Raw genomic sequence first — 13931 nt, forward strand, 5'->3', positions numbered from 1 at the left:
CGGGTCCGGGATAGGATAATAGAGTATAGTTTACCGCGTTTTTCTCCCCTCAGCCGCCAGGGACACGGCAAACGCCGTGTCCCGAAGAACTTCATCCTTGAGTTGGGGGTGCGGTATGGGCCAGAATTTTGCCGATCGCCGCGATTTCCATCCACCATTGTTCTTTAGGACGTTGGTGTTCTTTGTCTACCATGCGCGGAATCATGCCGAGGTCAATAAATCGCACATTACCGGCTTCCGTTCCCATGAAAGCCCCTGTGGGTGTAGGTTTTTGGGCTTGTTCAATCAGGAAATCTAAACCGATCGCCGAGAAGCGGGTAGCTTGGATGCGATCAAAGGGGGTGGGGTCGCCGCCTTGTTGGAGATGCCCTAAAATGGCTTGTCTCACCTGAAACACTTCTCTCCCTTCTTCCGCAAACAAATCACAGATAAAGTCGCTATCATACACCGGATGGGCATTTTCATTACAGATAATTAAACCCACTCGTTTCCCTTGTTTAAATCCAGAAATCAGGGTAGAGAGGTTTTTTTGTAAGTCCGTGAGGGCAACACCTTCCTCGTTAATATACACCTGTTCCGCCCCGGTTGCCAAGCCACTCATGACGGCTAAATATCCGCAGTAGCGTCCCATAACTTTGACTAAAAAGCAACGGTTGGAGGCAACCGCCGATTGCTTGATTTTATCCACCGCTTCGATGATATTATTCAAAGCAGTATCGGCCCCGATACTCAGTTCACAGCCGGGAAGATTATTGTTAATTGAGGCGGGGATGCAGAGAATCGGTATATTGAAGGCGGGGAAGGTTTCACATTGTGAATAGAGTTGATAGGCAGCTTGATAGCCACTCCAACCGCCAATAATCAGCAGTCCATTAATGTCATAGCGCTCAATTTGACGGGCGATCGCATAAAAATCTTTACTTTGGGGAATCTTGCGGCTAGTCCCCAGTTCAGAACCGCCGGTAGTCGCCCATCCTCGTACACTTAACCAGTTTAATTCTTTGATGTGACCCTCAATTAAGCCGCGAAATCCATGTTCTACCCCTAACATGGTATGTCCTTTGTCGATCGCCAATCGGACGGCGGCGCGAACCGCAGTATTCATTCCCGGGGCGGTTGCGCCACAGTTGAGGATGGCGAATCTCAGGGGTTTGCCTTCCCGAGGTTCGGGGGTACTGGGTTTGGCTTGCATCAGGGTATGCAAGATTTGATAGGCGTTTTTGAAGTTCTCACCCCGCAGATCCATCGCTTTGGCATAATCTCCATCAGCGATCGCCTGAGAAACCGCATGGGTTTGTTCCACACAATGCATTAGAGGCGCTTGATAAACCCGGTTTCCCCGCATTCCAATCAAGACCGATTCAGTTTCGGGGGTGGCCGTTTGGAAGGCATTAACCGCCGCATGACCCAACAAAGTGCTTAAGTTCCGGTCAAATGCCGTGGGCGATCCACCTCGTTGCACATGGCCTAAAATCGTGACTCGGGCATCTTCCCCGAGTTTTTCTTCTAGCACTTGGCGCACATATTCGCAGGAAATCGGGTTATTGTGACGGTCCCTGGCACCTTCGGCGACAATCACAATGGTATCACGACGCCCGGATTCTCGACCGGCTTGTAAGACTTGGCACATTTTTTCCTCCCAGCAGTCGCCCTCGGGAGGACATTCGGGAATCAATACCCAATCTGCGCCGGTAGCTAACGCCCCCATTAACGCTAGATAGCCGCAATGCCGTCCCATCACTTCCACCACAAAGGTGCGCTGATGGCTGGCTGCTGTGGAGGAGATTGAGTCTACAGCCTCGGTTAAGCGGTGGAGGGCGGTATCGGTCCCGATGGTCATGTCACTGCCATACATATCATTATCAATGGATGCCGCTAATCCAACAATGGTTAAGTGACGGTGACGTTCGGCGATTTCAGGATCAATCTCACCTCGTTCTAAGAGTTCGGCGACTAATTCCGGCCATTCGCTGCGGAACAAGTGTGCGCCTGTGAGACTACCATCCCCCCCGATCGCCACTAATCCATCGATATCATTGGCTAACAGATTCCGAACCGCCTGCAACCGACCTTCCCGAGTCCGAAACTGGGCCGATCGCGCCGTTCCGATAATCGTCCCCCCTTTATGCAAGATCCCCGCCACGTCATACCAATGCAATTGGCGAATACAGGCTTCCGCATCCGGGGCGACACGGCGCGGGTTCTCGAGGTCGCATTGTCCCCCCTCCACCATCCCCTGATAGCCTTCATAAATGGCAAATACATCGATTCCTTGGGCGATCGCAGACCGAACCACGGATCTAACTGCCGCATTCATTCCCGGTGAGTCTCCCCCACTGGTTAATACCCCTAGTCTTTTTTTCTGATGCATGAACTCCTCCTCATTTATGGGTTGACTCGTTTAACCGGCAAGATTCCAGACCTTAATATCTTGCATTTTAAAATTTAATCGACTTTTTAGTTTGGAGGGAACCGGGGGTTTGGTGATGATTTTTCCATAATTTTGGGGAGATAGGGGACAGACGGGTGATGGGGGAAACGACTGAAGTCGTTACTCCAAACTTCCCCATCCTGCCTATCTCCCGCAAAAAAGGCGGCATTGCCGCCATATTGGGATTTCCTGACATTGGAAAAAATCACTCAGGGGAGAAAATTGGTTAGACTGTGGAAGCGGTAACCACCGCCTGATCGTAATCGAAACTTTGAATCACCTTCATGTATTGCGCCCGTTCATAGGCACTGCGATCGGCCACATTCATCTGACTCATGGTCCCGATCGCCTGTTTCACCGAGTGATATTCATGTTCCTCCAACCACTCCACCAGTTCTCGTTCAATTTCCCGCAGATGTCCGATGCCGTGGCGCAACAGAGGAGAACAGACTTGGGTCACTTTCGCCCCCACCATCAACATTTTCACCGCATCCCGCCCTTTTTGAATGCCCGTGGTTGCCGCCAGGTCCGCATTAATGCGACCATAGAGTAATCCTAGCCAACGCATCGGCAGGAGAGATTCCTGATGATTGCTTAACACGACATGGGGCCAAACTTCCAGTTCCTCCGGGGAAATATCCGCCTGCATGAAGCGGTTAAATAGAATCAACCCATTGGCACCGGCTTTATCCAAGCGCATCGCCATATTGGCTAAATTGGTAAAAAATGGGCTAAGTTTCACCGCCAAGGGAATGGTCACATCGGCGCGAACCGCTTCTACAATAGAAAGATAATCTTCCTCAATTTGCGCCCCGGTCAAGTGAGGGTCAGTGGGGATACTATAGATATTCAACTCTAAAGCATCCGCCCCAGCTTCCTGGATTTGTTGAGAATAATCCACCCAATCGCCCAAGGTAGAACCATTCAAGGAGGCAATGATGGGAATTCCCACACTTTCTTTCGCTTGGCGAATATGTTCCAGATAGGTTTCCGGTCCCACATGATAGGTATCCGGGTCGGGGAAATAAGTGAGGGCCTCAGCGAAACTTTCAGTATGGGAAATCGTGTGATAATGGAGTTCGTGTTGTTCGATTTTGAGTTGTTCAGCAAAGATACTATGCAGCACGATCGCCCCTGCCCCTGCATCTTCTAACCGTTTGATGTTATCCAAGTCTTCGGTTAGGGGTGCGGCAGCCGATGGCATTAAGGGGGATTTTAGTTGTAAGCCGAGATATTCTGTACTCAGATCCATTATGTTATGTTCTCCTGTAATAAGAAAGGGGAAGATGTTCGTAGTAACGACTTCAGTCGTTATTTCCGATGTTCGTAGTAACGACTTCAGTCGTTATTTCCAATGTTTGTAGTAACGACTTCAGTCGTTATTTCCAATGTTCGTAGTAACGACTTCAGTCGTTATTTCCGGGTTGGGAAAGATATCGTTTCACCCTCATAATCTGGGGAAGAACCCCACCCTAACCCTCCCCTTGCCAAGGGGAGGGGACCGGAGTAGTCTTGGGGAATTTTCCAATCATCTGGGGAAGAACCCCACCCTAACCCTCCCCTTGCCAAGGGGAGGGGACCGGAGTAGCCCGCGCAGGCGGGCTTTGTTTGTATAGCCCCAGGCTTTAGCCTGCGGGGGCTGCGGGGGCTGCGGGGGCTGCCCCTGGGGGCGCTACCGCAGCATCCCCATTGTGAGTTTCCAGGTGGCGGGAGGCGAGATATTCATACATCTGCCAACGAGTGTCAATGTCGTTTTGGGCTTCTTCCAATAACCGCTTGGCATCAGCGGGTTTGGTTTTGGTCAACATCTTGAATCGGTTCTCGTTGTACATGGAATATTCCACCCCTTTCTTGGGCGATCGCATATCCAATTGCAACGGATTCTTACCTTGTTCCACCAAATCCGGGTTATAGCGATACAATAACCACCGTCCCGCTTCTACAATTTCCTTCTGGTGATTCATGGCGGTAACCATGTTGATGCCGTGGGCGATACAGTGGGAATAGGCGATAATTAAGGACGGTCCGTCATACGCTTCGGCTTCTAGGAAGACTTTCAGGGTATGTTCGTCTCGCGCCCCCATTGCGACGCTGGCGACATATACATTCCCGTAAGTCATGGCAATTAAGCCGAGGTCTTTCTTAGCAGCGGGTTTGCCACCGGCAGCGAATTTAGCAACCGCACCCCGTGGGGTGGCTTTGGAGGCTTGTCCTCCGGTGTTGGAGTAGACTTCGGTATCTAGGACGAGGATATTGACATTTCGTCCGGAGGCGATGACGTGATCTAAGCCACCATAGCCGATGTCATACGCCCAACCGTCTCCCCCGATAATCCACACATCTTTTTTGACGAGGTAATCGGCAATACTGGCAAGTTGTTTGGCATCTGGGGAGTTCATCCCTTGTAATTTTTCTTTGAGGGCTGCGACGCGATCGCGTTGTTCCCAGATGTCGGCTTCGGATTTCTGGGTGGCATTGAGAATGCCGGTAACTAGGTTATCCCCAATCTCACTACTGAGTTTTTGCAGTAATTCGGCGGCGAATTGGGCTTGTTTATCGATGGAAACCCGGAATCCTAGACCGAATTCGGCGTTATCTTCAAACAGGGAGTTGGACCATGCGGGTCCCCGTCCTTCAGCGTTTTGCGCCCAAGGGGTGGTGGGTAGGTTGCCACCATAGATGGAGGAACAGCCGGTGGCATTGGCGATGACGCTGCGATCGCCAAAGAGTTGGGAAACTAACTTCAGATAGGGGGTTTCGCCACATCCGGCACAAGCCCCGGAGAACTCGAATAAGGGTTCTTGGAGTTGTTGTTGACGAATGCGATCGAGATGCAATGTGCGGCGATCGGGGTTGGGTAAGTTCATGAAGAATTCCCAGTTTTCCCGTTCGGGTTCCCGCAGCGGAATCTGCGGTTCCATGTTAATCGCTTTCAGGGATGGCATGGATTTATTCTTGGCGGGACAAACTTCGACGCAGATACCGCAGCCGGTACAGTCTTCCGGGGAGACTTGAATGGTAAACTGAGTTCCGGCAAAGTCTTTATCTTTGGTATCCGTTGCCTTGAAGGTTGCCGGTGCATTCGCTAGTTCTGCCGGTTCGTAGACTTTCCCTCGGATGACGGCATGGGGACAAACCATGATACATTTGCCGCATTGCACGCAAACATCCGGGTCCCAAACAGGTATTTCCGTGGCAATATTCCGTTTTTCCCATTTGGACGTAGCAGTGGGATAAGTACCATCACAAGGTAAGGCACTCACGGGCAAACCTTCCCCTTCTTTCACCAACATTTTGCCTTCGACTTCGCGCACAAATGCCGGGGCTAAATCTGGAACAGCAGGTTGTTTGTGGATAGGACTGCTGGCTTGTCCGAGGGGAACTTCAAACAGGTTCGCCAAGGTATTATCCACCGCTTGCAGGTTCATGCGGACAATTTCTTTCCCTTTTTTGCCGTAGGTTTTCTCGATCGCCTTTTTGATTTGGGCAATGGCTTCGTCCCGAGGTAGAACTCCGGCTAAGGCGAAGAAACAAACCTGCATGACGGTATTAATTCGTCCACTCATGCCACTCTCGCGAGCAACTTTGTTGGCATCAATAGTATAGACTTTTAAGCCTTTGCGGACGATTTGTTCTTGGGTTTCAATGGGGAGTTGATTCCACACTTCCTCAGCAGGATAGGGGCTATTTAAGAGGAAAATGGCCCCCGGGGCGGCTGCACTTAAAACGTCTAATTTTTCTAGGAAAATCCACTGATGACAGCCGATAAAGTTGGCTTGTTCAATCAGGTAAGTGGAACGAATCGGCTGGGGTCCAAACCGCAGGTGGGAAATGGTAATCGCCCCGGATTTTTTGGAGTCATAGACAAAGTAGCCCTGGGCATAATTGTCTGTTTCTTCCCCAATAATTTTAATGGAGTTCTTGTTCGCCCCGACGGTGCCATCGGACCCTAATCCATAGAACATTGCCCGAACAACGCTATCGGGTTCCGTGGAGAAGTTGGGGTCATAATCTAGGGAGGTGTGAGTGACATCATCATTGATGCCGATGGTAAAGTGATTTTTGGGTTTAGCTTGGCTGAGATTATCGAAAATGGCTTTTACCATTGCCGGGGTAAATTCCTTGGAGGATAAGCCATAGCGCCCTCCGACGAGTTTCGGCAAGCTGTCTCCCGCCCATTCTTCATGCAGGGCGGTGACGACATCGAGATACAAAGGGTCACCTCCGGCCCCAGGTTCTTTGGTACGATCTAAGATAGCGATCGCCTTAACGCTTTCCGGGATAGCGGCAACTAAGCGTTTCATATCCAAGGGGCGATACAGTCGCACTTTCAAAACGCCGACTTTTTCCCCTTGGGCGTTCAGATAATCCACAGTTTCATGGACGGTTTCGCAACCGGAACCCATTAAGATAATCAGGCGATCGGGGTCTGGTGCACCGTGATACTCGAACAGTTGATATTTACGTCCCGTGAGTTCCCCAAACTGGTCCATTGCCTGCTGTACGATGTCGGAACAGTCGGTATAGAAGGGGTTGACCGTTTCCCGGGCTTGGAAATAAACATCGGGGTTTTGGGCAGTACCGCGTAAGACAGGGCGATCGGGAGTTAAGGCGCGATCGCGATGGGCGAAGACTCCAGCATCATCAATCAGCGATCGCAGGTCCTCATCCTCTAACAGTTCTACTTTCTGGATTTCGTGAGAGGTCCGGAACCCATCAAAGAAGTGAATGAAGGGAACGCGAGATTTCAAGGTCGCGGATTGGGCAATTAAGGCGAAATCATGGGCTTCCTGGACCGAGGCGGAACATAACAGGGCAAATCCGGTACTACGGACCGCCATCACATCACTATGATCGCCAAAAATAGACAGGGCCTGGGCTGCCAGCGATCGGGCGGCAACGTGAATTACTGCACAAGTGAGTTCCCCGGCTATTTTGTAGAGATTGGGGATCATTAATAGTAATCCCTGAGACGCGGTAAAGGTAGTGGTGAGGGAACCTGTTTGCAAGGACCCATGTACTGTTCCCGCAGCCCCCGCCTCACTTTGCATTTCTACCACCGAGGGAATGGTTCCCCAGAGGTTCGGACGCCCTTCGGACATCCAGGCATCCGCCCATTCTCCCATCGGTGAAGCGGGGGTAATTGGATAAATAGCAATGACTTCATTTAATTTATACGCAACCTGGGCAACGGCCTCGTTTGCGTCGAGAGTCGCAAATGTTCTTGTACTCATGTGTTTAACCTTTGGGGAGCAACAATTTATCGTTTGTGCGCCTAAATAGACCAGATTAGCCCGGGTACGTTTCCCAGGAATCCGGAATCATTTTTCTGGCGAATCGGCAATGAGATGACTCGCTGGGGTGTTCTGTCCTCTCAGCAAATTTTGAGCGGTTGTTTAATGGCAATGGTCCCTTTAAACAACTGTTGTTTTGTTTAATTTGCCTTGCTCATATTTTTTTTGTTTTGCAACCGGGATGTTTCTTAATTGGGTTTTAATCCTCCTGAAAACGGACAGTTGCTTTTTTTTCTCCTTTTAATTATACCATCATCAAAGATGATAATTTAGAGATTTTTTTGAGAAAATACTCAGATTAATTCGGAGGGGGTTTCCTGGCGGTTAATGTGCCTAGAGGGGTGGGGCATTATTCCCATCAAGGGTTTAAATTTTTTTTAAGATTTAGGAAAAAGGTGATTCCCTATGGTATTTTCTGGGGAACGCTAAAATCTTTACATAACTTATAAAAAAAATACCGCCCCCAGTGAGGGTAGCGGTTTGTTTATAGGATCTCTTGATTCCCGGGTTTGGGGGAATTAGACCTCTTGAATTTGTTTAAAATAATCTAAAGTTTCTTGCGCTTCGCCCTCATCGATGATACTCAAGGCGAACCCGACATGAACAATGGCATAGTCCCCTATTTTCGCCTCGGGAACGTAGGCCAGATTCACGGTTTTGACTACGCCGCCAAAGCTGACCCTGCCCGATCGCAACAACGGTTCGTCATTTTCATTAATACTGATAATTTGGCCCGGTATTGCTAAACACATTCTGAAAATTACTCCTGATTCAGATTTCGATAGGCGGCAACCACTTGCCCCAGGGCAATTCCCCCATCATTGGGTGGGATCCGTTGATGCCAGTAAGGACGGAACCCCTTTAATTTTAACCGATGAATGACCTGTTCCGTTAAGTAGGCATTTTGAAAACAACCCCCGGTGATCACAATTCGTTCCTCACCTACCCATTGGGCAACAGCCAGGATAGAGTCTACTAAGGTATTATGAAATTTAGCCGAAATTATCCCAATGGGAACGCGATCGCCTACATCGCTTAAGATTGCTAAAATTGTCGGTTCCCAATCCGCAATGACCACCCCTTCCCCGGTTTGAATCGGTAAGGGATAACTCTCCTGGGTTGTCCAACCTTCTAGGGCAAATTCCAATGCAGTCGCCGCTTGTCCTTCAAAACTAATCCGGGAATGTAACCCAGCGATCGCCGCGACGCCATCAAACAACCGTCCTACACTAGAGGTCATCGGAGTATTAATCTGTTTCTCCAACATCGATCGCAGCAGGGTCAACTCCAATGGGGTAAACGCCTGGAGGATATGTTGATAATTTTCAGTTACACCCTCCGTAAACAACCGATTGCCCAACACTTCATATAATAACCCCAAGGCCACCCGGCGAGGTTCCTTCACCGCCTTGTCCCCTCCCAACAGGGGAAACGTGCGAAAATGGGCCACTCGGTCCCAAGATGTCGGAGAAACCCGCAGAAACTCACCCCCCCAAATCGTCCCATCCAACCCATATCCCGTCCCATCCCAGGCCACTCCCAGGACCGTTTCCTCTAACAGTTGATTTTCGGCCATACAAGCGAGAACATGGGCATAATGATGCTGAACCGCAAGTTGTGGCAACGCCAGTCCCTCGGCAAAGCGGGTAGAACGATAGTCTGGATGGGCATCGCGGGCCACCACTTGCGGCGTGGCGTCATACAGTTGCTGTAAACTGGCCGTCGCCTCCTGAAATGCTTGGAATGCTTGGGGAGTTTCTAAATCCCCGATATGCTGACTCACAAAAATTTGAGGGAATAGACCAATTGCGATCGCACTTTTCAAATGAGCACCCACCGCTAAAATCGTTGGGGGAGACGTAGGAGAATCCGGCGTAACCTTCAGGGAAATCGGCAAAGGCGCATACCCTCGGGCCCGTCGCATCACCATTTCTCGCCCTGCCACGACTCTCACAACGGAGTCATCCACCGCCCGAACAATGGGGCGATTGTGGACGAGAAATCCATCGGCAATGTCTTTCAGGCGATCGCCCGCTTCCCATTCATCAATACAAATGGGTTCATCAGAAAGATTCCCACTCGTCGCCACCACAGGTTTACCCAACCCAGACAACAGGAGATGATGTAAGGGTGTGTACGGCAACATTACCCCTAAATAGGGATTATCTGGGGCCACTTCTGGGGCGATATTTGATGCCACGTCGGACAACCGCCGTAATAATACAATGGGACATTCGGGCGATCGCAACAGTCTCTCCTCAATCGCCGTTACCTGACAATCTTGGCGAACTTGTTCCACGGAGGGATACATGACGGCAAACGGTTTTTCTTCCCGATGCTTACAACGCCGCAGACGACGGACTGCTGCCGAGTTTCCGGCATCCACCATCAGATGAAATCCACCTAATCCCTTCACTGCTAAAATTTTGCCGCGATTCACCTTAGAAATGGCCGTTTCTAAAGCGCGATCGCCCGTTGCCAACACCTCACCCCACCCTTTCCAAAATTCCAACTGCGGACCACAATTGGGACAAGCATTTGGTTGGGCGTGAAATCGCCGATTTAAGGGATTTTCATATTCCGCCTGACAGTCAGGACACATTTGAAATCCCTGCATCGACGTATTGGCGCGATCGTAAGGTAATCCCCGAATAATCGTATAACGAGGACCGCAGTTAGTGCAATTAGTAAAGGGATAGCGATAGCGGCGATTTTGGGGGTCAAAAATCTCCTGTAAACAATCGGGACAAGTGGCCACATCCGGCAACACCACCGCCGTTTTTTCCCCTGCCACACTGGGCCGAATTTCAAACTCAGTAAATCCCAGAGGTTCTAACCATGAGGATTCTAGGGATTGAATAAAGGAAATGGCCGGTTTTTCCCGTTCCAATCGCCATAAGAAGGTTTCTAATTGTTCCTGAGTTCCTTCTACTTCAATAAACACCCCTTGGGCGGAATTATTCACCCATCCGTTTAGTTCCAGTTCCGTGGCAAGTCGATAAATAAAGGGCCGAAATCCCACCCCCTGTACCGCCCCCCGAACCGTGATACAGAGGCGATTTAAGTTAGACATAAAAATAGTAGATTTCAATAATAAATTCATAAACACCTCCCCTGTTCGTAGTAACGATTTCAATCGTTCTCTTAGTTCGTAGTAACGACTTCAGTCGTTCTCTTAGTTCGTAGTAACGATTTCAATCGTTTCCGGATTGTTCGTAGTAACGATTTCAATCGTTCCGGATGTTCGTAGTAACGATTTCAATCGTTTCCGGGTTCGTACTCAAGAGGGATAACGACTGAAGTCGTTACTACGAACTAAGAGAAGATAACGACTGAAGTCGTTACTACGAACTAAGAAAGAGAACGCCTGAAGGCGTTACTACGAACTTAAGAGAAATCATGAGATTGTGCTGACTGGCGACTTTTTCAAATGCTGTTGTAAATACCCATACCACTCGGTCATTCCTTGTCCTTTGCGGGAAGAAACTTCAAAAATTGTCGCTTGCGGGGCCATTTTTCTAATATTCTCTAACGCCTTCTCCCGGTCAAACTCCACCGCTTCGGCAAGGTCAATTTTACTAATAATCACCACTTGCGCGGATTTAAACATGGTCGGATATTTCAAGGGTTTGTCTTCCCCTTCCGTCACCGACAACAACACCACGCGCAAATCTTCCCCTAAATCGTATGCCGCAGGACAAACTAAATTTCCGACATTTTCAATCACCAATACATCTAACCGATCTAAATTCAGTTGTTGGGCCGCTTTCAAGACCATATCCGATTCTAAATGGCAGACGGTTCCCGTGGTAATTTGGACGGTGGCGGCCCCACTATTACTCAAGCGAACGGCATCGTTATCGGTTTCTAAGTCTCCGACAATGATGCCGGTGGGGATGCGACTGCCGATATCCTGAACCATCCGTTCTAAGAAGGCAGTTTTCCCAGAACCCGGAGAAGAAAGCACATTCAAAACCAGCAAATTTTTAGCCATAAAATAGCCCCGATTTCGTTCAGCAAGGCGGTCATTTTTGGCTAAAACTGCTTGTCCCACTGCAATAGTTTGATGGGTGTCATGATGATGATGGTGATGGCCATTTTCATGACTGTGACTATGGCCATTTTCATGACTGTGACTATGGATTCCGACTTCTCCGACGACGCTGCATCCGCAATTAGTACACATCAGTTAGGAAACCTCCAAGGATGTTAACTCGATTTCTTGTCCGCTTTGAATATGAGGGGTGAGTTGATGACAATGGGGACATTCATAGAACCAATCCATCGGTTCAAAGTCCCGATCGCAAGTAGGACAGTGACAAATCACTGGAACTCGTTCAATTTCAAATTCTGCCCCTTCGGCGATCGTCCCTCGGGTCACCACATCAAAGGCAAATTCTAAGGCATCTGGAACCACCCCAGATAAGTCACCCACTCGCATTTTTAGGCGATGAATTTTGCTGGCATTTTGCGCTTTAGCACAATCTAAAGCAATATTCAAAGTGTTTTCCATCAAACTAACTTCATGCATAATCCCCCCGCTTCTTTCTCTTCCCCCCATCCCCCAGTCTCAATCAAGTTTGCGATCGCCACTAATGCCTCCGCCATGCCTTTTTCAGTGACAGCAGAAAACGTATCCCCAAACTCGAAATCCATCGCCGGAATTGCCACTAACCACCCTTCAGGGGCCTTGCCATAGAGGGTTTTAGCGAGGATGAGAAGGGATGAAGGGTCGCTACTATGGCCTAAACTTTGGGGAGAGATGGAGTCATCATCGTTGAGTTTGACCACTTGTAGTCCTTGTTCAGCAGTGGCAGGATAGGCATCGATAAAGATTGCCAAGTCTACCTCAGACAAGGGTTCGGCCAATTCTGGGGTGAGTTGATGTTGCGACAGCGATCGCACCTTGGGTAATCCCCAGGATGCCACTTCTTCCGCCACCCGTTGTCCTACGCCGTCATCGCGACGCAGGTCATTTCCGTATCCGATCGCCAAAATTGCCAGAGACTCCTGTTGGATTGACAGCATTTTATTAATTTGATTCTCTAACAATATTCTAACGTAACTTCTTTCTGTTTGTCCCGCAAAAACTTCACCACTTCCTCCACTAAACTACGGCGAATTGAAATATTCTTCGGCAGCAAGGGATTCTGATAAAATTCATTAATCTTTTGTCCCACCATAAATAAAATCGAATCCGCTTGTAAGATTTCTTTCGCCAACAACACGGATCCATTTTGGTCTGAGGGTAACCGGGTAATATCACAGTTGCAATTTTTCAGAACTTCCAGACATTTGGACAGGGTTAAAATTCCTTCGGTGACCAAATCAATGGCACTTAATTTGCCAATCGGGGGTAAGTCACGCCGCATGGTTGAAATATCCATTTCGATGGTTTCTCCCAGATATTTGGCGACAATATTTCCCGTTGTCCCGCCACAAACCACTTTGCGTCCTTCAAACGTTAGCAAGCGTTCCACATACTGTGGGTCATGACTATTATCTAACGGTGGACCCGTGAAAATCATTAACGGATTGCGTTGGCGAACATAAACCCCGACAAAGGTTGCATCATCTCCTATTTTTCCCCCATAGAGAGAATAGGTTTCGGCGATGGTTTTTTGGACAATTCGTCTGGCATTTCGCGTCTGAGTTAGAAAGAGTCCTTCTATATAGTGGGCCACATTATCCCATCCCCACCCGAAATTTAAGGCCACCCCTAAACCAGCGTAGAGGACCCCATCACTCATACATCCTAAAAAGTCTCCTTCTTTGAGACGGCCTTCATAAACAGTAATTTTTTTTTCTAAAATCTTCTCGGTTTTCCCGTCTAATTTGACTAATTTGCCTTGGTCAAAATACAAGGGAGGCGGATTGTCAAAATTGATAACTTTAAACAGGTCCGTATGGTTATCGATTTGTAAAATCGTAAAGGTCGCGTATGCAATCTTTCGGACTTGACAAATCGGTAAAGTCCCAATAACGGTTTTAATCACTTCCTCTAACGGGACATCCTCATTCAGCATGGAAATGAGAATTTCTGTGGTAAGAGTAGCGAGAATATTCGCTTTAACCCCACTGCCTAATCCATCGGAAAGGACAATAGTGGTTTTCTCCGGAGTCTTGCGAAACCGGACGCGATCGCCGCAGAGTTCTTCTCCTTTTTTGTTTAAACTTAAATCAAAAATATCTAAGAAACTATCCAT

At 48.8% G+C, this 13931-nt stretch carries 9 protein-coding genes; all 9 read right to left on the reverse strand.

Annotated features, from left to right (window positions below):
• Positions 1-91: 91 nt before the first annotated feature.
• The gene (locus tag NG795_RS18065) at positions 92-2371 is read right to left on the reverse strand and encodes a 6-phosphofructokinase (RefSeq protein WP_367290032.1); all 2280 of its coding nucleotides are present in this window, start codon (positions 2369-2371) and stop codon (positions 92-94) included.
• A 286-nt stretch (positions 2372-2657) separates the two neighbouring features.
• Positions 2658-3683 carry a dihydroorotate dehydrogenase-like protein gene (locus NG795_RS18070; RefSeq protein ID WP_367290033.1) on the reverse strand — a complete coding sequence of 342 codons (1026 nt, stop codon included), beginning with the start codon at positions 3681-3683 and terminating at the stop codon, positions 2658-2660.
• A gap of 373 nt (positions 3684-4056) precedes the next feature.
• The gene (gene nifJ / locus NG795_RS18075; protein WP_367290034.1) at positions 4057-7665 is read right to left on the reverse strand and encodes a pyruvate:ferredoxin (flavodoxin) oxidoreductase; all 3609 of its coding nucleotides are present in this window, start codon (positions 7663-7665) and stop codon (positions 4057-4059) included.
• Between the two features lie 578 nt (positions 7666-8243).
• Entirely contained in the window at positions 8244-8477 is a 234-nt protein-coding gene (locus NG795_RS18080) for a HypC/HybG/HupF family hydrogenase formation chaperone (RefSeq protein ID WP_367290035.1), read from the reverse strand.
• 8 nt (positions 8478-8485) lie between these two features.
• Positions 8486-10828 carry a carbamoyltransferase HypF gene (hypF, locus tag NG795_RS18085; protein ID WP_367290036.1) on the reverse strand — a complete coding sequence of 781 codons (2343 nt, stop codon included), beginning with the start codon at positions 10826-10828 and terminating at the stop codon, positions 8486-8488.
• A 294-nt stretch (positions 10829-11122) separates the two neighbouring features.
• Positions 11123-11911, reverse strand: coding sequence for a hydrogenase nickel incorporation protein HypB (gene hypB / locus NG795_RS18090; RefSeq protein ID WP_367290037.1), 789 nt, complete (start codon positions 11909-11911; stop codon positions 11123-11125).
• Positions 11912-11914: 3 nt separating this feature from the next.
• The gene (gene hypA, locus NG795_RS18095) at positions 11915-12238 is read right to left on the reverse strand and encodes a hydrogenase maturation nickel metallochaperone HypA (protein ID WP_436836063.1); all 324 of its coding nucleotides are present in this window, start codon (positions 12236-12238) and stop codon (positions 11915-11917) included.
• Positions 12238-12753 (reverse strand): hydrogenase maturation protease, encoded by a 516-nt coding sequence (locus NG795_RS18100; protein WP_367290039.1) that lies wholly within the window; start codon positions 12751-12753, stop codon positions 12238-12240. Before NG795_RS18100 ends, hypA begins: the two co-directional genes overlap by 1 nt.
• 17 nt (positions 12754-12770) lie before the next feature.
• Positions 12771-13931, reverse strand: coding sequence for a SpoIIE family protein phosphatase (locus NG795_RS18105; RefSeq protein ID WP_367290040.1), 1161 nt, complete (start codon positions 13929-13931; stop codon positions 12771-12773).

The sequence above is a fragment of the Laspinema palackyanum D2c genome (assembly GCF_025370875.1).
GTDB lineage: Bacteria > Cyanobacteriota > Cyanobacteriia > Cyanobacteriales > Laspinemataceae > Laspinema > Laspinema palackyanum.

Bases quoted from the DNA above. Each gene is read 5' to 3' on its own strand.
- NG795_RS18065 (WP_367290032.1), bottom strand. From the start codon at position 2,371: ATGCATCAGAAAAAAAGACTAGGGGTATTAACCAGTGGGGGAGACTCA.
- NG795_RS18070 (WP_367290033.1), bottom strand. From the start codon at position 3,683: ATGGATCTGAGTACAGAATATCTCGGCTTACAACTAAAATCCCCCTTA.
- nifJ (WP_367290034.1), bottom strand. From the start codon at position 7,665: ATGAGTACAAGAACATTTGCGACTCTCGACGCAAACGAGGCCGTTGCC.
- NG795_RS18080 (WP_367290035.1), bottom strand. From the start codon at position 8,477: ATGTGTTTAGCAATACCGGGCCAAATTATCAGTATTAATGAAAATGAC.
- hypF (WP_367290036.1), bottom strand. From the start codon at position 10,828: ATGAATTTATTATTGAAATCTACTATTTTTATGTCTAACTTAAATCGC.
- hypB (WP_367290037.1), bottom strand. From the start codon at position 11,911: ATGTGTACTAATTGCGGATGCAGCGTCGTCGGAGAAGTCGGAATCCAT.
- hypA (WP_436836063.1), bottom strand. From the start codon at position 12,238: ATGGAAAACACTTTGAATATTGCTTTAGATTGTGCTAAAGCGCAAAAT.
- NG795_RS18100 (WP_367290039.1), bottom strand. From the start codon at position 12,753: ATGCTGTCAATCCAACAGGAGTCTCTGGCAATTTTGGCGATCGGATAC.
- NG795_RS18105 (WP_367290040.1), bottom strand. From the start codon at position 13,931: ATGGATAGTTTCTTAGATATTTTTGATTTAAGTTTAAACAAAAAAGGA.